The 19,861-nt window shown below is 65.6% G+C and carries 15 protein-coding genes and 1 riboswitch; of the genes, 8 read left to right on the top strand and 7 right to left on the bottom strand.

Annotated elements, in window-relative coordinates; genetic code table 11:
* Positions 1-90: 90 nt before the first annotated feature.
* On the bottom strand, positions 91-1,728 hold the full coding sequence (locus tag P5W99_RS21540; RefSeq protein WP_434662865.1) for a GMC family oxidoreductase: 1,638 nt from the start codon (positions 1,726-1,728) through the stop codon (positions 91-93).
* A gap of 217 nt (positions 1,729-1,945) precedes the next feature.
* Positions 1,946-2,809, bottom strand: coding sequence for an IclR family transcriptional regulator (locus P5W99_RS21535; RefSeq protein WP_421025433.1), 864 nt, complete (start codon positions 2,807-2,809; stop codon positions 1,946-1,948).
* 314 nt (positions 2,810-3,123) lie between these two features.
* Here P5W99_RS21535 and P5W99_RS21530 point away from each other — a divergent pair, with 314 nt between their 5' ends.
* The 4 genes from P5W99_RS21530 (at position 3,124) to P5W99_RS21515 (ending at position 8,950) form a co-directional block, all read left to right on the top strand.
* Entirely contained in the window at positions 3,124-4,539 is a 1,416-nt protein-coding gene (locus P5W99_RS21530) for an NAD(P)/FAD-dependent oxidoreductase (protein WP_421025432.1), read from the top strand.
* 177 nt (positions 4,540-4,716) lie between these two features.
* Entirely contained in the window at positions 4,717-6,177 is a 1,461-nt protein-coding gene (locus P5W99_RS21525; RefSeq protein ID WP_421025431.1) for an amino acid permease, read from the top strand.
* A gap of 47 nt (positions 6,178-6,224) precedes the next feature.
* Complete coding sequence (locus tag P5W99_RS21520; protein WP_421025430.1) at positions 6,225-7,211, top strand: AAA family ATPase; 987 nt, start codon at positions 6,225-6,227, stop codon at positions 7,209-7,211.
* Positions 7,208-8,950 carry a cobaltochelatase CobT-related protein gene (locus P5W99_RS21515; protein ID WP_421025429.1) on the top strand — a complete coding sequence of 581 codons (1,743 nt, stop codon included), beginning with the start codon at positions 7,208-7,210 and terminating at the stop codon, positions 8,948-8,950. Before P5W99_RS21520 ends, P5W99_RS21515 begins: the two co-directional genes overlap by 4 nt.
* A gap of 71 nt (positions 8,951-9,021) precedes the next feature.
* On the opposite strand, the gene P5W99_RS21510 is transcribed toward P5W99_RS21515, so the two are convergent.
* The 5 genes from P5W99_RS21510 to P5W99_RS21490 form a co-directional block, all read right to left on the bottom strand.
* Positions 9,022-9,783: a sulfite exporter TauE/SafE family protein gene (locus P5W99_RS21510; RefSeq protein WP_421025428.1), complete on the bottom strand. Its 762-nt coding sequence runs from the start codon at positions 9,781-9,783 to the stop codon at positions 9,022-9,024.
* Positions 9,780-10,829 (bottom strand): phosphate acetyltransferase, encoded by a 1,050-nt coding sequence (gene pta, locus P5W99_RS21505; protein ID WP_434662861.1) that lies wholly within the window; start codon positions 10,827-10,829, stop codon positions 9,780-9,782. The genes P5W99_RS21510 and pta overlap by 4 nt, the downstream gene beginning before the upstream one ends.
* Before the next feature lie 91 nt (positions 10,830-10,920).
* Positions 10,921-12,732, bottom strand: a complete 1,812-nt coding sequence (gene xsc / locus P5W99_RS21500; protein ID WP_421025426.1) for a sulfoacetaldehyde acetyltransferase — start codon at positions 12,730-12,732, stop codon at positions 10,921-10,923.
* A 148-nt stretch (positions 12,733-12,880) separates the two neighbouring features.
* A complete protein-coding gene (locus tag P5W99_RS21495) occupies positions 12,881-13,285 on the bottom strand; it encodes a nuclear transport factor 2 family protein (protein ID WP_421025425.1) in 405 nt (134 codons plus the stop codon).
* A 155-nt stretch (positions 13,286-13,440) separates the two neighbouring features.
* Complete coding sequence (locus P5W99_RS21490) at positions 13,441-15,015, bottom strand: PLP-dependent aminotransferase family protein (protein WP_421025424.1); 1,575 nt, start codon at positions 15,013-15,015, stop codon at positions 13,441-13,443.
* 507 nt (positions 15,016-15,522) lie between these two features.
* Here P5W99_RS21490 and P5W99_RS21485 point away from each other — a divergent pair.
* From P5W99_RS21485 to P5W99_RS21470, 4 genes are all read left to right on the top strand, one after another.
* Positions 15,523-16,350 (top strand): ABC transporter permease, encoded by an 828-nt coding sequence (locus P5W99_RS21485; RefSeq protein ID WP_421025423.1) that lies wholly within the window; start codon positions 15,523-15,525, stop codon positions 16,348-16,350.
* A 24-nt stretch (positions 16,351-16,374) separates the two neighbouring features.
* Positions 16,375-17,394, top strand: coding sequence for a taurine ABC transporter substrate-binding protein (locus tag P5W99_RS21480; RefSeq protein ID WP_421025422.1), 1,020 nt, complete (start codon positions 16,375-16,377; stop codon positions 17,392-17,394).
* Between the two features lie 52 nt (positions 17,395-17,446).
* Positions 17,447-18,184, top strand: coding sequence for an ABC transporter ATP-binding protein (locus P5W99_RS21475; RefSeq protein ID WP_421025421.1), 738 nt, complete (start codon positions 17,447-17,449; stop codon positions 18,182-18,184).
* Between the two features lie 116 nt (positions 18,185-18,300).
* Positions 18,301-18,400, top strand: a riboswitch (glycine riboswitch).
* 150 nt (positions 18,401-18,550) lie between these two features.
* A complete protein-coding gene (locus P5W99_RS21470; RefSeq protein ID WP_421025420.1) occupies positions 18,551-19,804 on the top strand; it encodes a D-amino acid dehydrogenase in 1,254 nt (417 codons plus the stop codon).
* Positions 19,805-19,861: the final 57 nt, after the last annotated feature.

Raw genomic sequence — 19,861 nt, 5'->3', positions numbered from 1 at the left:
GTGCGGTGCGGTTCCTTGAAATGCCGGCGGGTTCGTTAGCGATCCTTTATTTTTGGTGTGGAAAACCTGTTGCTGCTGCGCTTTTCTGCGTCAGGAGTGCGCCTCGGCGTACGCCTGTTGTGGCGCGGCGAGGGCGGGGTGATCTTCGAGAATCATGTCGGCGGCTTTCTCCGCGATCATGATCACGGGGGCGTTCGTGTTGCCCGAGACGAGCTCTGGCATGATCGATGCGTCAGCCACCCGCAGCGCGGCGATGCCATGCACGCGCAGGCGCTCGTCGACGACCGCCATCGCGTCGCCGCCCATCTTGCAGGTTCCGGCCGGGTGATAGATTGACTGGCTGAAGCGGCGCGCGGCGTCCAGCAATTCGTCATCGGTCTGGTACTGCTCGCCCGGCACGAACTCGGAAATGATGTGGGGCGCGAGCGAAGGCGCGGCGGCAATGCGGCGCGCCACCCGTATGCCGTCGATCACGACCGGATGGTCGCGCGGATCGGACAGATAGTTGGCGCGAATCGCGGGGTACTGGAGCGGATCGGCCGAGGCGATTTCCACGCTGCCCCGGCTATAAGGCCGAAGCTGGCAGACCGACGCCGTGAACGCCGAGAACGGATGCGCGCCCTGGCCCGGCTTGTCGGCGCTCAGCGGCTGCATGTGGAACTGGATGTCCGGGCGCTCGACCGTGGGGTTCGAGCGCGTGAAGATGGCCACCTGGCTTGCGGCCAGCGTGAGCGGCCCGGTGCGCCAGAGCGCGTACTGCAGGCCGATCCACGCCTTGCGCAACGGGTGGTTGACCTCGTCGTTGAGCGTGCGTTCGCGGGTGCGGAACACGAGCCGCACCTGGAGATGGTCCTGGAGATTCTGGCCCACGCCGGCCAGGTCATGCAGCACCGGCACGCCGGCCTTGTCCAGCACGCGCGAGGGGCCGATGCCCGACAGTTGCAGAAGCTGCGGCGAGCCGATCGCACCGGAGGCCACGATGACTTCGACGCGCGCCCGCGCGCGCTTGCGCACGCCGCCTTGCAAATACTCCACGCCCACCGCGCGGCGTCCTTCGAACAGAATCCGGCACGCCTGCGCCCGCGTTTCCACGCTCAGATTGCTGCGTTTGCGCGCGGGCTTGAGAAAGCCCTTCGCGGTGCTCCATCGAAAGCCCTTGTACGCCGTCTGCTGGAAGTAGCCCACGCCTTCCTGGACCGCACCGTTGTAGTCGTCGTTGAACGGGATGCCGGTTTCCTGCGCAGCCGCGATGAAGTGATCGGCGATGGGCCGGCGCAGGCGCAGGTCGGACACCTTGAGCGGACCGCCCACGCCATGCCAGTCGTTCGCGCCGCGCTCCTGATCCTCGGACTTCTTGAAGTAAGGGAGGATTTCCGCGTAACTCCAGCCGCGATTGCCCAGCGCCGCCCACCCGTCGTAGTCCTCGCGCTGTCCGCGCACGTAGAGCAGGCCGTTGAGCGAACTCGATCCGCCCAGCACCTTGCCGCGCGGCCAGTCGATCTGGCGGCCCGCCACGGCTTCGTCCGCTTCCGTGCGATAGCACCAGTCGAGTTTGGGGTCGTGCATGGTCTTGAAATAGCCGACCGGCACGTGAATCCACGGATTGTTGTCCTCGCCGCCCGCTTCGAGCAGCAGCACGGCGTTGCGCGGATCGGCGCTGAGCCGGTTGGCCAGCACGCACCCGGCCGATCCGGCGCCGACGATCAGGTAGTCGACCTCGTGGTCCATGAATCCCGTCTCCTCGAAATCCCGGAGCGGCACGACGTACATGCCGCGCCGCTGTTTTCGGACCAATGTCGTGGATGGAGAGGGCGACCGCAAGCGCCAATCGCGCGCACTGGCCGAAAGTGAAACGAAAACTGCCGAAACGGGATCAGAAGTCCATCGGGTAGCGCGCAGGCTTCGCCGCCGAAGTGGCGGCGCACCTGCATCCGATCACGGCAGCTTAGGGCAAAGACAGCCCCTGGAGAAGGGGCGCGAGCTTGCTCGCCGTTTGCTTCATGCGCTCCACCGACTCCAGCAGCTCTTCGAGCGTGGCGCGCGCGGTGGGCGCATGCACGGCGAGCGCGGCCAGCACGCGCTTGCTGTCGGGTTCGCGCACCGGCACCGCAATCGCGACCATGCCGCGCACGAACTCTTCGTTGTCGATGCCGATGCCGCGCACCGCCAGCTGTTCGAGTTCGGCTGCGAGCGCCTTCGGCGTCGTCAGGGTGCGATGCGTCATCCTTGTCAGCACGAGGCGGTCGAGCAATGTGTTGCGCTCGAGCACCGTCATCTGCGAGAGAAACAGCTTGCCGCTCGCGGTGCAGTGCAGCGGCACGTGCATGCCCGGACGCATCTCCATGCGCAGCGGCTCCGTGGTTTCGACGCGCTCGATGTAGAGCACGCGGTCGCCGTCGAGCGCGGTGAGATTGCAGGTTTCGCCGAGCGTTTCCACGAGCGCGCGCAGCAGGACGCGGCACGAGCGCGTGAAGGTATTGTTGGCGAGCGTGGCGAGCGCGAGCTGCGCCGCGCGCGGCCCCAGCGCGATGCTGCGGTCGTGCCCGCGCGAATCGGGCATGTGGATCACGTAGCCGCGCGCTTCCAGCGAATCGATAAGCCGCAGCAGCGTCGCCTTCGGGATATGCAGCCGCGCGGACAACTGCGAGAGCGTATACGGCTGGCCCGCCGAGGCCAGTTGCTCGAGCACCACGAGCGCGCGCAGCACGCGAGCGTCGTCGGTCGCCGATTCTTCGCGCAGAGCAGGGGTGCTGCTGTGGGCGCTGATGGGTCCGCTGATTGGTGCGCTCTCAGGCGCGGTGCTGCGCATCTGTCTCCTCCATAAGGGGCGTGCCAAAGCATCCGGCATACGCGGAAATGAAACGAATTGTTCGAGTTTTGCCGCCTTTTTCAGTATCGACGGAAAGTTCACGCGGTTATCTAGCGGATTACCCGAATACGCCCTGCGGTTTTCACGCGCTGTACCAGGCGATACTGGACCACTGGCTCTACCTGCGCCATGCGCGTCTGCCTAGAATTTTTCCAACAGAGCGAAAAATGAAGACAGGAGACAAGCATGACGAACACGCAGTCGGCAGCACCCGCTCTCGCAACCGTCTTCACGAAAATTGTGGAGGGTTGATCATGGGATACAGCACCGTCGATCCCGCGGTATCCGGCTTTGCTGCGCGGAACGCCGCTTCTACCAAGTACGACCCCACTTACGACCCGCTCGTGTCGCCAGGCCCGGGCATCGGCAAGGACTATGCGCCGACCTACTGGGTCGCGACCGCCGGCAGCCCGCCGCCCGACGACGGCCCGGTCACCAAGGATCTCGACGTGGACGTCGCGATCATCGGCGCGGGGTATACGGGGCTCGCCACCGCGCTGTGCCTCGCGCGCGAGCACGGCATCAAGGCCGTCGTGCTGGAAGCGAACCGCACCAGTTGGGGCTGCAGCAGCCGCAACGGCGGACAGGGGCAGAATGCCTCGGGACGCCTCTCGCGCTCGCAATGGATCGAGCGCTGGGGCAAGGACGTCGCGCTGAAAATGCACGACGAGATCCAGCAGGGCTTCGATCACTTCAAGCAACTGGTCTCTGAAATCGACTGCGATCCGCAGCCGGGCGGCCACTTCCTGATCGCGCACCGGCCCCGCATCATGGCCAAGCTCGCCGCCGAGGCGAAGGTGTGGAAGGACGTGTTCGGCTACCCGTCGGAGCTGCTGAGCGCCGAAACCTTCCGCCGCGAATTCATCAACGACCATGAGGCGGCCGGCGCGCTGCACGAGCCCGAAGGGATCGGCATCCATGCACTGAAGCTCGCGTTCGGCTATCTGCGCCTCGCGCGCGCAGCGGGCGCCAGAGTCCACACGAGCAGTCCGGTGATGGGGTGGGAGACCATCAACGGCGTGCATCATCTGCGCACGCCGGGCGGCATCGTGCGGGCGCGCGCGGTGGGCATCGCGACCGGCGCGTACACGGCGCAGACGCTGCATCCCACGCTGCATAGCAAGATCATGCCGATCCTCTCGAACTCGATGGTCACGCGCGTGCTCACCGATGCCGAGATCGCGGCCTGCAATTTCCGCACGACCCAGGTGCTCACGGACACGCGCACGCTGCGCTTTTACTATCGCTTCCTGCCCGATCGCCGGCTGCAAATCGGCAGCCGCAGCGCGATCACCGGCGAGGACGCGCCGAATCCGCGCCATCTCGATCTGCTCAAGGAAGGCATGGCGCGCAAATTCCCGGCGCTGCGCGGCGTGGACATCGACTACTCGTGGTGGGGCTGGGTCGACGTGAGCCACGACATGATGCCCCGTGTGTGCCAGCCCGATCCCCGGCAATCGGTGTTTTACGCACTCGGCTACGGCGGCAATGGCGTGTCATATTCGCAGCAGGCGGGGCGGCGGCTGGCCGAGCGCATCGCGGGCAAGGGCGCGCAGCAAACTTTGCCGATTTTCACCACGCCGCTGCCTGGCCACCTGTTCGCGCCGTTCAGGCGCATCGGCCAGCGCATGCTTTATCTGCAGTACTTCAGGCGCGACGAGAAAGCCTGAACTGCGGGCCTGAAGAGCGGGCCCGAGCGGCGGCTACGCCGTCAATCTGCGGACGATCCACGGAAATTACGTTCGGATCGCGAAGCAAATAATCACCGAATGACCTCACTCCGGGCGGCGCGCAAAGCGCGCCGCACCGTATTCATACAAACCCGGAGTTGAATCTCAGGAGACGACATGCAACCTTCTATGGATAACCAGGAACTGAAATGCGGCCTCAAGCAGCGCCACATGACGATGATCGCGCTAGGCGGGGTCATCGGCGCGGGCCTGTTCGTTGGCAGCGGCGTTGTGATCCAGCAGACCGGACCCGCCGCCGTGCTCTCGTTCCTCATCACCGGCGGCCTCGTGGTGCTGGTGATGCGCATGCTTGGCGAAATGGCCTGCGCGATGCCCGCGGTCGGCTCGTTCTACGAATATGCGCGGCTCGCGTTCGCCACCTGGCGCGGTCCCGGCAAGCTCGCCGGCTTCCTCACGGGCTGGATGTACTGGTATTTCTGGGTGATCGTGGTGGCCGTAGAAGCGGTGGCGGGCGCGAAGCTCGTGCAGTTCTGGCTACCCGATGCGCCAGCCTGGATCATCAGTCTCGTGCTGCTCGTTCTGTTGAGCGCGACGAACCTGATCTCGGTGGGCAGCTACGGCGAGTTCGAGTTCTGGTTCTCCTCGATCAAGGTGGCGGCCATCATCGTCTTCCTGTTTCTTGGCGGGCTCTATGTGCTCGGGCTGTGGCCTGCGTCGCTGCACACGACCGCCGTGCTGCCGACGCTGCTCGGTCATGGCGGCCTCATGCCGAAGGGCATCGGGCCAGTATTGAGCGGCGCGGTCGCGGCAACGGGTTTTTACTTCGGTGCGGAAATCGTCACGATTGCGGCAGCGGAAGCACGCGAGCCGGCCAAGGCCGTCGCGAAGGCCACCAATTCGGTCATCACGCGCGTGCTGGTGTTCTACGTGGGCTCCGTGCTGCTGGTGGTCGCGCTCGTGCCGTGGAATTCGGCGCGCATGGCCACGCCCTATGTGAGCGCGCTCGAAGTCATGGGCCTGCCGGCCGCCGCGAACATCATGAACGCGATCGTGCTGACCGCCGTGCTTTCGGCGCTCAACTCGGGACTCTATGCGGCCTCGCGCATGCTGTTCGCGCTGACCCGCCACGGCGATGCGCCCGCCGCGCTCGCCAAGGTGAACCGCCGCGGCGTGCCGGTGCGCGCAATCCTGCTCGGCACCGTGTTCGGCTATATCTCGGTCGTGATGTCGTATGTGTCGCCCGATACGGTGTTCGCGTTTCTCGTCAACTCGTATGGCACGGTCGCGATCTTTGTTTATCTGCTGATCGCCTTGTCGCAACTGCGCCTGCGCAAGCGCCTCGATCCGGCGGCAGTCGGCGAGCTGCGCGTGCGGATGTGGTGCTTCCCGTACCTCACGTGGGTCGCGATTATCGGTATGGTGGGAATTCTGGTGGCGATGGCGTTCATTCCCGAGCAGCGCAAGCCGCTCTGGCTCGGCGTCGCGAGCCTCGCGGTGCTGCTCGTGACCTATGCGTGGCTGCATCGCCGTGCAAGGGCGCGCGAGCGCGCACTCGATTACGGCGCGGGCTTTGCAAAGTTGTCGCATGCCGGCGGCGCTGGAAACTTTGGCGAATGAGGCCGATGAATGAGCCGGAACGCAAGCGAGACGAAAGGGAGAACACCATGACGACGGAACGCGCGATGGAAGGGCCGGACCGCATCGTGTCGGTGCGCGAGCGCTTCGGCTTCGATTCGAATCTGATGGTGCCGGCGTTCAGCGAACGCGACGCCCATGTGCCCGACCTCGACGAAGCCTACCGTTTCAACCCCGAGGTCACGCTCGCGATTCTGGCCGGCTTCACGCGCAACCGGCGCGTGATGGTGCAGGGCTTGCACGGCACGGGCAAGTCCACGCATATCGAGCAGGTCGCGGCGCGCCTGAACTGGCCGTGCGTGCGCGTGAATCTCGACGGCCACATCAGCCGCCTCGATCTGGTCGGCAAGGACGCCATCGTGGTGCGCGACGGCCGCCAGGTCACGGAGTTTCAGGAGGGCATCGTGCCGTGGGCGCTGCAGCGTCCGGTGGCGCTGATCTTCGACGAATACGACGCGGGCCGCCCCGATGTGATGTTCGTCATCCAGCGCATTCTCGAGAGGGACGGCAACTTCACGCTGCTCGACCAGAATCGCGTGATCCGTCCGCATCCGCACTTCCGCCTGTTCGCGACGACCAACACGGTTGGCCTCGGCAATCTCAACGGCCTCTATCACGGCACGCAGATGCTCAATCACGCGCAGATGGATCGCTGGAACGTGGTCGCCACGCTCAATTACCTGCCGCGCGAGGAGGAGGCCGGCATCGTGCTCGCGCGCGTGCCGGAAATGGCCGATGAGGCCGGCCGGCAACTCGTCGATTCGATGATCAGCATGGCGGCGCTCACACGCAAGGGATTCGCGAGCGGCGATCTTTCCACGCTGATGTCGCCGCGCACGGTCATCGACTGGGCCGAGAACTGCCAGATTTTCCGCGATCCCGCGCTGGCCTTCCGGCTCACCTTCCTGAACAAGTGCGATGAGGCGGAACGGCCCGTCGTGGCCGAGTACTACCAGCGCTGCTTCGATGTCGAACTCGGCGGCGCGGGTGGCGACGAGCCGGAGCCGCGCACGTGACGACCGCACCCACGCCCGAAGCCGTGCGCGCCGCGCTGCGGCACGAGGCGCTCTGCGCGGCCGCCGTGCGCGCGCTCACCGGCGACGCCGCGCTCCACTATCGCGGCGGCCGGCTGTGCCGCGAATTGCGGCCGCTTGCGCTGCATGCCCCGCATCTGCGCAGCAACGCCTACCAGGACGATTTCCCCTCGCAGCGCGGCGCGGCCGACGCCGCCGCGCTGCGGCTGCTCCATTCCGATGCCGCGCTGCACCGGGCGCTGTGTCCCGAGGACGCCATCGAGCGCCTGTTGTTCGAGCTATTCGAGCAGGTGCGCTGCGAGGCATGCCTGCCGCCGGGCATGCCGGGGCTCGCGCAGAACCTGCGGCACCGCTTCGAAACGTGGTCGCGCGCCTGGTGCCGCTCAGGCATGAGCGAGGGCCACCTCGGCATCCTGCTCTATACGGTCGCGCAGATCGTGTGGTCGCGCGTGACTGGCTGGCCCGTGCTCGAAGACACCGAGGATCTGATCGAGGCGACGCGTGCCGGCATCGTGCCGGCGATCGGCGTCCAGCTTGCCGGGCTGCGCGCGAACCGCGCCGACCAGCGCGCCTACGCAGTGCATGCGCTGGAACTGGCGCGGCGCATCGCGTCGATGCTCGACGACGCGCGCGCGGCGCGCGCCCAGGACGACGACAGCGAAGCCCGCGCGCCCGACGACGCATTGACGTCGTTCTCGCTCTGGGTCGACTTCGACGAAACCAGCGTCGAGCTGCCCGCGCTCGCGACCACCGGCACGAGCCGCGTGCTGGCCGATGCGACGGACGGCTATCGCGCCTACACCACGCAGTACGACCGCGAGATCCGCCCCGCGGCGCACGTCCGCGAGGCGCTGCTGCGCGAGTATCGCGAGCGGCTCGACGGGCGCATCGCCGCTTGCAACATCAACGTCGCGCGGCTCGCGCGCGTGCTGCAGATGGCGATTGCGGTGCCGCAGCGCGACGGCTGGCTGTTCGGCGAGGAAGACGGCCGCATCGACGGCCGGCGCCTTGCGCAAGTCGTCAGCTCGCCGGCCGAGCGGCGCGTGTTCAAACAGGAGCGCTTCGAGCCGCGCAGCGATTGCGTGGTGGGCTTCCTGATCGATTGCTCGGGGTCCATGAAGGCGCATATCGAGCCGGTCGCGATGATGGCCGATCTGCTCGCACGCGCGTGCGAGCAGGCGGGCATCGCCACCGAGGTGCTCGGCTTCACGACGCAGGCCTGGAACGGCGGGCGCGCGCGGGCGGACTGGCTCGCCAACGGGCGGCCGCCGCATCCGGGACGCCTGAACGAGACCTGCCACATGGTGTTCAAATCCGCCGACCAAAGCTGGCGCCGCGCGCGCCCGGCCATCGCCGCGCTGCTCAAGGCGGACCTGTTTCGCGAGGGCGTGGACGGCGAGGCCGTCGAATGGGCATGCGCGCGGCTCGCGAGCCGCACCGAGGCGCGCCGCATTCTCGTGGTGGTCTCGGACGGCAGCCCGATGGACACGGCCACGGCGCAAATGAACGACGCCTTCTACCTGGACAATCACCTGAAAGAAGTAGTGGCGAAGCACGAGGCCATGCGCGACGTCGATGTGATCGGACTGGGCGTGGGGCTGGATCTCAGCCCGTACTACTCGTACTGCGTAGCAATCGACTCGGGCGAGGCGCTCGACATGGCGCGGCTGATCGGTCTTGCGCGATGGATCGGGCGCTGCCAGGCGGCCCACTCGGTCTGACACTTCGGTATGACACTTGCTCTGCTGATATTCGGTCCGATTGGGTCCGATTGGGTCCGATCAGGTCCGATTCAGCCGACCATTTCCCTCATCGCGCAAAGCACGAGCGATGCGCCAATCACCATCAGCACACCGAACGCGAGCCTGCGCATCGCGATGGAGGAGAGCGGAGGCGGGTAGTGGCGCGCCGCGACCGTCATCAGCATGACGACCGGCGCGGCCAGCGCGGCCTCGATGCAGATCGAGACGGGCAGCGCGCCTTCCCAGGCGCTGAACAGCACGCGCGTGAGCGACGTCACCGTGAAAATCACGATCAGCGCGCAGCGAATCTCGATCAGCTTGAGCGGCTGGCGATAAAACTGGAAGATGAGCGGCGGCCCCGAGACGCCGAACATGCCGCTCAACAGACCGCCGCATACGCCGCTCACGAAAAAGCTGCGGTCTCCTGAACGCTGTGCGAGCGGCGCGGGCCGCAACGCGGCGCTCAGGCCGCCATACAGCACGACCGCGCCGAGCAGCAATTGCAGCACGCCCGAAGCCGCCGTGCTCAGATAATCGAGCAGCAGCACGCCCACCACGACCGAGGGCAGCACGCCGAGCGTCGCCGCGCCCACGGCGCGCCAGTCGATATGGTGGAGCTTGCCGGGCAGCGCGGCCGCGCTGTTGGCAAGCGTGACGAGACTCATCAGGGTGGCGATGCTGGCGATGGGCGCGAGGCTGAAGCCGCTGGTGGCGCCCATCACGATCATGCCGAGGCCGAAGCCGGTAATTGTCTGAAAATAACTGGCGGCGCCGATCACGGCGATCAGCGCCAAAACCTTCTCATGCGTCATGCTGCGTGTGGTTCCTGCGAGTGAGCGGCGGCGCGCGGGCGGGCCGCCTGGGCCGCTTGTGCCTGGACCGCCGTGGTGGCGATCACATAATAAATGTCTTCGGGCGAGCAGCCGCGCGAAAGGTCGTTGGCGGGCCGGTTGAGACCCTGCATCAGCGGGCCGATGGCCTTCGCGCCGCCCAGCCGCTCCGCGAGCTTGTAGCCGATATTGCCCGCGTCGAGATTCGGGAACACCAGCACGTTCGCGTGACCGCCGCACTGCGAATGCTCGATCTTGCGCTCGGCGATCTCCGCCACGAGCGCCGCATCGAGCTGCACGTCGCCGTCCACGCACAGCGTTGGGCGCTGCTCGTGCACGCGGCGGGTCGCCTCGATCACCTTGTCCACGCTCGCGTGGTGGGCGCTGCCGCTCGTCGAGAACGACAGCATCGCGACGCGCGGCTCCTCCATCAGCAGGCTGCGCGCGCTGTCCGCGGCGGCCATCGCGATCTCGGCGAGCTGCGCCGCGTCGGGGTCCACCACGAGCGCGCAGTCGGAGAAGATCAGCGCGCCTTTATAGCGGTGAAACGGCTCGCACAGCATCATCAGGAAGAAGCTCGATACGAGCTTGAACGAAGGCTCGACACCGATCAGCTGGATGGCCGAGCGCACCACGTCGGCGCTCGTGTGGACGGCGCCGGCCACCGAGCCATCCGCGTGGCCGAGACGCACCATCAGATTGGCGAAGGCGAGGGGCTTGGCGGCCTCTTCCCATGCGAGCGCGGGCGTCATGCCCTTGGCGCCGCGCAACGCGACGAGCTCGCCGGCGAACGCGGTGCGCCAGGCGCTGGTTTGCGGGTCGATCAGCGCGATCTCGCCAAGGTCGATGGACTCGAGCGCGGCGGCGGCGCGGATGGCGTCCGGCTGGCCGACGAGCATGATGCGCGCGATGCCTTCCTGGCTCGCCCGGGCCGCGGCGGCGAGCACACGCGCGTCCTCGGCCTCGCAAAGCACGATGCGCATGGGCGCCTGGCGGGCGCTTTCGACGATGCGGTTCAGGGCTTTCATGGTTTCATGGGATTCAGATAAATAACGCAACGTCCATATGCGAAAAACCCGCGCGCGCCGGGTGGGCGCGCGCGGGCCGCTACTTTGCCGCTTAGACGAAGTCCTTGTACTTGTCGAGCAGGCGCACGGGCTTCGAGAGCGCGTCGCGGCGGAACGGATCGCCGAGCTCGCGCGTGCACATGATCTCGACGATGGTCGTCTTGCCGTGATTCATCTGCAGATCGATCGCGCGCTTGAGCGCCGGGCCCACGTCCTCCAGCTTGTCCACCACGATGCCTTCCGCGCCCATCGCCTTCGCGATGCCGGCGAAGCTCGGGCTTTCGAGCTCGCCCGCCACGAAGCGGCGGTCGTAGAAGTCGACCTGGTTCTTCTTTTCCGCGCCCCACTGGCGGTTATGGAACACCACGGCCGTCACCGGAATGTTGTGGCGCACGCAGGTGAGCGTTTCCATCAGGCTCATGCCCCATGCGCCGTCGCCCGCATACGAGACCGCGGGGCGGTGGGGCGCGGCAACCTTCGCGCCGATGATAGTCGGGAACGCGTAGCCGCAATTGCCCCAGCTCATCGCCGCGAAGAAGCTGCGCGGCTTGTTGAAGCGCAGGTAGCTGTTGGAGACCGAATTGATGTTGCCGATGTCGGTGGACACCATGACGTCCTCGGGCATCGCCTTTTCCAGCTCGCGCAGCACCTGGCGCGGGTGCAGATACTCGCCGCCCGTGGGCGTGCGCTCGTGCTTCTGCTCTTCGATCATGTCGAGGCTGTAGGCGTCGCGCTCGTGGGTCCACGAATCGAGTTCTTTTTCCCACGCGGCCTTTTCGCTGGCGATCTGGTCGGCGCGTTCGCCGCGCGTGGCGTCGCTCACGAGGGTGCGATTCGCGAGACGCTCGGTGAGCGCCTGCGCGGCCGCCTTGGCGTCGCCGCAAATGCCCACCGAGATCTTCTTCACGAGGCCGAGCATCTTGTGATCGGCGTCGATCTGGATGATCTTCGCGTCTTTTGGCCAGTAGTCCATACCATGTTGCGGCAGCGTGCCGAACGGTCCGAGCCGCGAGCCCAGCGCGATCACCACGTCGGCGCGCGAAATCAGCTTCATGGCGGCCTTCGACCCCTGGTAGCCGAGCGGGCCGCACCAGAGCGGATGGTTGGCCGGGAACGAATCGTTGTGCAGGTAGCTGTTCACGACCGGCGCGCCGAGGCGTTCGGCGAGCGCCTTGCACTCCTCGACTGCGTCGCCCATCACGACGCCGCCGCCCGAGATGATGACTGGGAACTTGGCGCTGGCGATCAGATCGGCCGCTTCGTTGAGGCTTTCGTCGCCGCCGGGGCCGCGGTCGAGGCGGCGCGGCTGCGGAATCTCGGCCTTGATCTTGCCGTAGAAGTAATCGCGCGGAATGTTCAGCTGGGTCGGGCCCATTTCGGACATTGCCCGGTCGAAGCAGCGCGCCGTGTATTCGGCCATGCGCGCGGGGTGGGTCACGTGGCCCTGGTACTTCGTGAACTCCTGGAACATCGGCAGTTGATTCGCTTCCTGGAAGCCGCCGAGGCCGATGCCCATCGTGCCCGCCTCGGGCGTGACGATCACGACCGGGCTATGGGCCCAGTAAGCCGCCGCGATGGCGGTCACGCAATTGCTGATGCCGGGGCCGTTCTGGCCGATCACGACGCCGTGACGGCCCGACACGCGCGAGTAGCCGTCGGCCATGTGAGCCGCGCCCTGCTCGTGAACGACGGGAATGAGGCGGATGCCGGCGGGCGCGAAGATGTCCATCGCGTCCATGAAGGCGGAGCCCATGATGCCGAACATGTCGGTCACGCCATTGGCCGCCATGGTTTCAACAAAGGCTTCGGACGGGGTCATGTCCTGCGGGCCGCTGGCCGCCTGGGTCGAGGTCTTTTCGCTCATCTACTGTCTCCGGTTGTCGTTTGACGGGATGCCGTGTATTCGATGCTATTCGGCGCCCCGTGAGGGTCAAGGAAATCTGTGCTCGATGGATGAATCTGAAATGAAATGGAACGTTTCGTTTCAAAACGCCTGGTGCCGCTGCGTGGGCTCACGCCGGTTGCTTCGGGCGTTCCTTGCGGAACGCGCGCTTCACGGCAATGCGTCCGTCGCGGAACTCGAAGAGATCGCAGCCTTCGGCTTCGATGCGCCAGCCTTCAGCGTGCGTGCCCGTGAACACCCATTCGGACACGCCGCGATCGCCCGCGACGTAGTGGCGTCCCGCGCCCCAGTGGGCGTCGGGAAAGGTGCGAAAGACGGCTTCGAAGGCGGCGCGCACCGCTTCGCGTCCAACGAAGCGGGTGCCGTAGACTTCGGGGCCGCCAGCCGCGTCGAATACGCAGTCTTCGGTCATGAATTCCATCAGCGCATTGGCGTCATGACGGTTGAAGGCATCGGAAAAGGCGGCGAGCGTGTCGGCCGTGACGGTGGATTGGGCGCTGAGCGTATCTGCCATACGTGTCTCCAGTTGGAAGCCGGCGCCGTGCACGAGAAGTCGTGCGTGGCACCGTATATCGACACGTTAAGGTTTGCTCATCGAGTGCGGTAGCACCAGTGCGAATCTTTCGCCTGGGCCAGCATGCGGGCCGCTCAGGGCCGCGGCGGGGACGCTCAGGCGGGACGCTGCAGACGCACGACTTGCGCGAGCGCGCGCACACCGGGTTCGATCTTGTCGAGCTCGATGGCGGAGAAGCCCATGCGGAACCAAGGGCTGTGTTCGGCGTCGTCGGCGAAGAACACGCCGCCGGGCTCGATCAGGATGCCGGCCTCGCGCGCATCGTCGGCGAGGCGCGCGGAGTCGAGCCAGGGCGGGCCTTGCACCCAGCACGACGCGCCGCCGCCGACCGGCACGTAGCGCACCTCGGGTAAATGCGTATCGAGCGCCGCCATCAGCGCGCGCGCCCGCTCCTTGTAGGCATGGGCGAGCCGGCGCAGCAGCGCGTCGTGATGCCCGAGCGCGAGGAAGGTCGCGAACGCGCGCTGGATATAGGCCACCGGGTGACGCACCATCAGGCGGCGCAGCGCGCGCAGCTCGCGCACGAGCTCGGGCGGGCCGACCACGTAGCCCAGACGCAGGCCGGGCGCGAAGGTCTTCGAAAGGCTGCCGACGTAGATCACGCGATCCGCCGTGTCGAGGCTCTTCAAGGCCGGATGCGGCGTGCCGGAGAAGGTGTTCTCGCTCTCGTAGTCGTCTTCGATGATGACGAAGTCGTGCTGCTGGGCGAGCTCGAGCAGCGCGCGGCGGCGCTCGATGGGCATGGTGGCTGTGGTCGGGCACTGGTGGCTCGGCGTCACGAACACGTAATCGCAGCGCGCGAGCGAGTCGGCGAGGCGCACCGGATCGATCCCTTCGGCGTCTATCGGCAGTTCGAGCAGATTCGCCTTGCGGTTCACGAAGATGTTGCGGGCATCGGGATATCCCGGATTCTCGAAGCCGACCGTGGTGTTTTTCCCGAACAGCAAATCGGCGACGAGGTAGAGCGCCTGCTGGCAGCCATTCGTAATGATGATTTCGTCGGGCATCGCGAACACGCCGCGCCGCGGCAGCACACGGGTGCGGATCTGCTGGATCAACGACTCGTCGTCGCGTTCGATCAGGTCGGGCGCCCAGTTGCGGATCTCCATGATCGATAGCGCCTTCAGGCAGCACTCGCGCCAGTCGTTGGTGGGAAACAGCGATTGATCGAACTGCCCGTAAATGAACGGATATGCATAGTTCTGCCAATTGGCGGGTTTGACGATGTTGCGCTGGGCCGAGGGCGGGCGCTGGATGCGCGATTTCCAGACCGGTGCGAAGGGCGACGCCGCGCCATGCGGCTCGGCCGCGACGGCTTGATCCGCGCGCTGCTGCTCCCGCTGCTGCACGCGCTCCTGAGCCTGCTTTTGCACCGTCACGCCGTGCAGGCCTTCCAGCATGGCGGGGTTGACGAAGTGGCCGCTGCGCTCGCGCGAGACCAGATAGCCTTCCTCGACGAGCATCTGATAGGCGAGCACGACAGTGTTGCGGGCGACGCCAAGCTGCTCGGCCAGTTCGCGGCTCGACGGCAGCGCGGCGTCGGGCGGCAGTTGTCCGTCGAGGATGGAGGCCACCAGCATCTCGCGAATCTGGTGCTGCAGACTTGTTTTCGACTCCGGTGACCGTCGGAACTGCTGGGCCCAAAGGGCGGACGGGGTGCGGGTCGGCATGCTTGCTCCTGTGATGGGTGAGGGCGGTGAGAGGGCGGTGAAAGTCCGAAAGTTCGATCGCCGGTTTGCAAAGCCGATAAATCGACCTGACATTCGGCCATTATCGGCCCACAATATTCAATAGGGGCCTCCCGAGTCGATTAGGTGAATTTCGGAGCGACGGTTCGCGATGAACCTGCCTCACCGGCCTTCGGGAGAACCCTCACGGGTGCGGGCGAGCGCTTGCCGCTGCTGCGACGCAGCGCGAGCGCAGAACGGCGAGCGGGCGCGCGGTTTGCGCACGCCGTCCGAATCATCGAAGGAATCCATGGTGCCAGGCTCATCTGGCACTGGCTCCATCGGATCTTCCCGCGTGGTACTACCCGCCGTTTTATTGATTGAGAATCCTTGGTTCAACGGGCGAGACGCTAACAACAAGCGTGGTGAAACATAAAAGCGTTCCGCGGCGAGCTCATTGCATTTCAACTTGAGGAGACGGCGGTGAAAGCCTTACCCAGACTGACGAAAATGATGAAGCATCCCGTCGACTCGCCAATCGAGCCGGTGATCAAGATACGCCGCGGCCACGGCAAGTTCAATTCCTGGTGGCTGACGACCGCCGTTCTCGCGATCTGCGTCGTGCTTTGGCAGGCGGTATCGAAAGCAGGCATTTTTCCGTCCTTTGCGCTCCCTTCGCCGGTGGCGGTGTGGCAAGCCTTCGTCGACATCATCCATAACGGCTACGGCGGACAGTCGCTCATCAGCGACATCCTGGTTAGTTGCTTGCGCATCGTTGTGGGTTTTGTCGGCGCGATTGTGATCGGCGTTCCCGTTGGCCTGCTGATGTCGCGAAACAAGATCGTATTCGACATCATCGACCCGCTGCTGCAGTTCATCCGGCCGGTTCCGCCGCTTGCCTATATCCCGCTGCTGGTGGTGTGGTTCGGCATCGGCGAATTGCCCAAGGCCATTCTCATTCTGGTCGGCACCATTCCGGTCATCATCATCGGCACCATGTCGGGCGTGAAAAGCACGCCGGCGCTGCGCATCTCGGTGGCGCGCACGCTCGGCGCGACCAACGCGCAAATCTTCCGCAAGGTCGTGCTGCCCTCGGCCATGCCGGAAATCTTCACCGCGATGCGTGTGGGCATCGGCGTGGCGTGGACCTGTCTCGTGGCCGCGGAACTGATCGCGGCGAGCAGCGGGCTGGGTTGGCTCGTGCAGTTCGCAGGACAAGCCTTGCAGGTTGCCATCGTGATCGTCGGCATCGTGATCATCGGGTTGATCGGGTATGCCATGGAGCTGGCGATTCGCAAGATCGAAAACATAGTCGTTCCCTGGCGCGGACATAACTGATCGGGTCATCCGAGGAGACGAAAAATGAAAAAGATGCAATGGATCTTTGGCGTGAGCGCGGCCCTGCTTGCCAGCAGCTGCCTGGTGCCCGGCGCGGCTTACTCGCAGGGCAAGCCCGAAGTCATCATCGGCTACGAGGACAACGGCGCCGATCCGTACATGGTGTCGATGGCCGAGCATCTGTTCGAAAAGCATATGAACGCCAATGTCGAGTACAAGCTCTTCAGCTCGGGCCCGGCAGCCATGAGCGCGCTGGCGTCGAACAGCCTCACGTTCATGTGCGGGCTTGGCGTGCCGCCGCTCGTCACCGCCATCGCCCAGGGCTTGCCGATGGCCATCGTGTACAACCAGGAGCGCTATACCAATGCGGCCGGCATCGTGGTCAAGCCCGATAGCGGCATCCACGACGTGGCGGGGCTCAAAGGCAAGAAGATCGCGATCGTGGCCGGCTCGCAGGCTTCCTTCGAACTGGCGACCTTCCTGGCGCAAGCGCACGTGCCGTATGAGTCGGTCACGCAGGTCAACATGGCGCCGCCGCAGATGCGCACCTCGTGGGTGACCGGCGCGATCGACGCGGCGATCGTCTGGGATCCGGTCTTCAGCGCGCTGCGCGCAGCCGGCGGCAAGGCCATCAAGACCGACGGCGACCTGCCGCGCGAAGCTTCCAGCTACAACGTGTGCATCGCCAACGCGGAATGGGCGAAAGCGCATCCGGACCTGGTGACCGGCTTCGTCAAGGCGCTCGACGCGGGCTATCAGGTGACGATGAAGAATCGCGACCAGGCGATCGCCGAGATGGCGAAGGCCACCGGCGTGACCGTGCCGGTTGCGACGAGCGAGCTCGCCGGTTACGAGCTCTTTTCCGGTGCCGACCAGACCACGCCCAAGGTGATGGGCCTCGACGCCGGCGTCAAAACCTCCGCGACGTACCAGACGCTGGTGAATACCGCCAAGGTGCTCAACCAGATCGGGCGTATCCCGTCGGTGCCGGCGAACTTCGACGCGAACGTCGCGCCGCAGTATTCGAAAGCGTTGGCGCATTGACTCATTCGCGCATTGATCCATTGACGGTCTGACCGTCGAACAGGAGACGAACTTGAACATCGTCATCGATTCCCTGTACAAGACTTTCGGCGCCACCACGGCACTGGAAAACATCAATCTGCAGTTCCGGGGCGGCGAATTCATCACCGTGCTCGGCTCTTCCGGCTGCGGAAAGACGACCTTGCTGCACCTGCTCGCCGGTCTGACGTCGCCCTCGCGGGGCAACATCTATATCGATGGCGAGGTCAAGGAACAGCCCGGCGCCGACCGTGTCGTGGTGTTCCAGCAGGCCGGCTTGTTTCCGTGGCTCAGCGTGGAAGAAAACATCGAGTTCGGTCCTTCGCTGCACGGGGTTCCCAAAGAGCAACGGCGCAAGGATTCCGCGGAGATCCTGCGCATCATCGGCCTGGAATCGTTCGCCAAACATAAGCCCTACGAGTTGTCGGGCGGCATGCAGCAGCGCGTGGCGATCGCGCGGGCGCTCGTCATGAAGCCGAAGGTGCTGCTGATGGACGAGCCCTTCGGCGCACTCGATGCGCAGACGCGCCATTCCATGCAGACGTTCTTGACCGAGCTATGGGAGAAGCTTCATTGCACGATCGTGTTCATCACCCATGACATCGACGAAGCGATCTTTCTCGGCACGCGGCTCGTGGTGCTTTCGGCGCGTCCTGGGCGGGTGGCACTCGACGTGCCCATCGAGCTGGACCGCCCGCGCACGCCGGAGGTCGCGTTCGAGCCGCATTTTCTGGAATTGAAGAAGACGGCGATGGGCATTCTCGCGCATTGATTCTTGCGCATTGATGCATGCGCTCCCCGAGCGCGGCGGTCAACGGCCCATGAGCAGCGTGCCAGCGAAAAATCGCTTGCAAGCGCAATAACGGCCCGCTATCGTTGCGCTGTTCGACACGCTGCAGCGGGAGAGACCGTCACTGCGAAAGCACCTGACGGCGCCGACGGAGCAACCGCCCCGGAAACTCTCAGGCACAAGGACCCTGCAGCAAGAACATCTGGAGAGCGGCGCGAACGCGCCCACCGAAGGAGATTTCCGCGCCGGCGCGTCCAGCGCCGGCGCGGAAAGAAACTCTCAGGTACATGGACAGATGGGGCACAGGTGTCGGAAACGACAAGTGCTCAATCTAATCTGGACCATGTCATGTCACGAATCGCCATTATTGGCGCCGGGATTACCGGCGTCACGACCGCTTACGCCCTCGCCAAGCGCGGTTTTCGCGTTACCGTGCTCGAACGCCATCGCTATAGCGCGATGGAGACTTCGTTCGCGAACGGCGGCCAACTCTCCGCATGCAACGCCGAAGTCTGGAACAGCGCCGCCACCGTTCTCAAAGGCCTGCGCTGGATGCTCACGCGCGACGCGCCGCTGCTCGTAAACCCGCTGCCGGGCTGGCACAAATATTCGTGGATGGCCGAGTTCCTGCGGCAGATTCCGAACTATCGGGCAAACACGCTCGAAACCGTGCGCCTTGCCATCGCGGCCCGCGAACACCTGTTCGAGACCGCGCGCAAGGAGGGGATCGAATTCGACCTGGAACAGCGCGGCATCCTGCACATCTTCCGGGACCGCAAGAGCTTCGACGCTTCATCGAAGGTCAACGCCATCTTGACCGAAGGCGGTCTCGACCGCAGGCCGGTGACCGCAGCCGAGATCCGCCAGATCGAGCCCACGCTGGAGGGCGCGTTTTACGGCGGCTTCTTCACGCCCTCCGATTCGACCGGCGACATCCACAAGTTCACGCGCGGCCTGACGCAAGCGTGCGTGCGGCACGGCGTGGAGTTTCGCCACGACACGCAGATCACGGCGATCCGGCGCGATTCGGACGGTGTCTTTACGGTATCGGCGACGCAGCAGGGCGCCGCTCACCACGCGAGGTTCGAGCGCATCGTCGTTTGCGCGGGCGTCAACAGCCGCGCATTCGCGTCGATGCTGGGCGACCGCGTGAACGTGTATCCGGTGAAGGGCTATTCGATCACCGTATGCCTCGACGACGAGACGAGCCAGCGTGCGGCGCCATGGGTCAGCCTGCTCGACGAGAGCGCCAAGATCGTCACAAGCCGGCTGGGCGCCGAGCGCTTCCGCGTGGCCGGCACGGCCGAGATCAACGGCCTTAACCGGGACATTCGCGCCGACCGCGTCGCGCCGCTCGTCGAGTGGACGCGGCGCCTGTTCCCGCAGGTCAGCACCTCGCGCGTGATCCCGTGGGCCGGACTGCGGCCCATGTTGCCGAGCATGCTGCCGAAGGTCGGCCGGGGACGCATGCCGGGCGTGTTCTACAACACCGGGCACGGGCACCTCGGCTGGACGTTGTCGGCGGCAACGGCGGAGAACGTCGCCGCGCTGATCGAGGGCATGGCGGGCAGTGCCCAGGGCGTTCGCTTGGCGACCGCCTGAGCGTCGCGGCATCGTCGCTTGACTTGACCGCAGCACCTCATGGCCGCCCGCGCAAGC

It is taken from the genome of Paraburkholderia sp. A3BS-1L, assembly GCF_051125215.1.
GTDB lineage: Bacteria > Pseudomonadota > Gammaproteobacteria > Burkholderiales > Burkholderiaceae > Paraburkholderia.
The sequence above is the reverse complement of the archived record's forward strand: the minus strand, read 5'-3'. Positions and strand labels throughout refer to the sequence as shown.

Bases quoted from the DNA above. Each gene is read 5' to 3' on its own strand.
- P5W99_RS21540 (WP_434662865.1), bottom strand. From the start codon at position 1,728: ATGGACCACGAGGTCGACTACCTGATCGTCGGCGCCGGATCGGCCGGG.
- P5W99_RS21535 (WP_421025433.1), bottom strand. From the start codon at position 2,809: ATGCGCAGCACCGCGCCTGAGAGCGCACCAATCAGCGGACCCATCAGC.
- P5W99_RS21530 (WP_421025432.1), top strand. From the start codon at position 3,124: ATGGGATACAGCACCGTCGATCCCGCGGTATCCGGCTTTGCTGCGCGG.
- P5W99_RS21525 (WP_421025431.1), top strand. From the start codon at position 4,717: ATGCAACCTTCTATGGATAACCAGGAACTGAAATGCGGCCTCAAGCAG.
- P5W99_RS21520 (WP_421025430.1), top strand. From the start codon at position 6,225: ATGACGACGGAACGCGCGATGGAAGGGCCGGACCGCATCGTGTCGGTG.
- P5W99_RS21510 (WP_421025428.1), bottom strand. From the start codon at position 9,783: ATGACGCATGAGAAGGTTTTGGCGCTGATCGCCGTGATCGGCGCCGCC.
- pta (WP_434662861.1), bottom strand. From the start codon at position 10,829: ATGAAAGCCCTGAACCGCATCGTCGAAAGCGCCCGCCAGGCGCCCATG.
- xsc (WP_421025426.1), bottom strand. From the start codon at position 12,732: ATGAGCGAAAAGACCTCGACCCAGGCGGCCAGCGGCCCGCAGGACATG.
- P5W99_RS21495 (WP_421025425.1), bottom strand. From the start codon at position 13,285: ATGGCAGATACGCTCAGCGCCCAATCCACCGTCACGGCCGACACGCTC.
- P5W99_RS21490 (WP_421025424.1), bottom strand. From the start codon at position 15,015: ATGCCGACCCGCACCCCGTCCGCCCTTTGGGCCCAGCAGTTCCGACGG.
- P5W99_RS21485 (WP_421025423.1), top strand. From the start codon at position 15,523: ATGATGAAGCATCCCGTCGACTCGCCAATCGAGCCGGTGATCAAGATA.
- P5W99_RS21480 (WP_421025422.1), top strand. From the start codon at position 16,375: ATGAAAAAGATGCAATGGATCTTTGGCGTGAGCGCGGCCCTGCTTGCC.
- P5W99_RS21470 (WP_421025420.1), top strand. From the start codon at position 18,551: ATGTCACGAATCGCCATTATTGGCGCCGGGATTACCGGCGTCACGACC.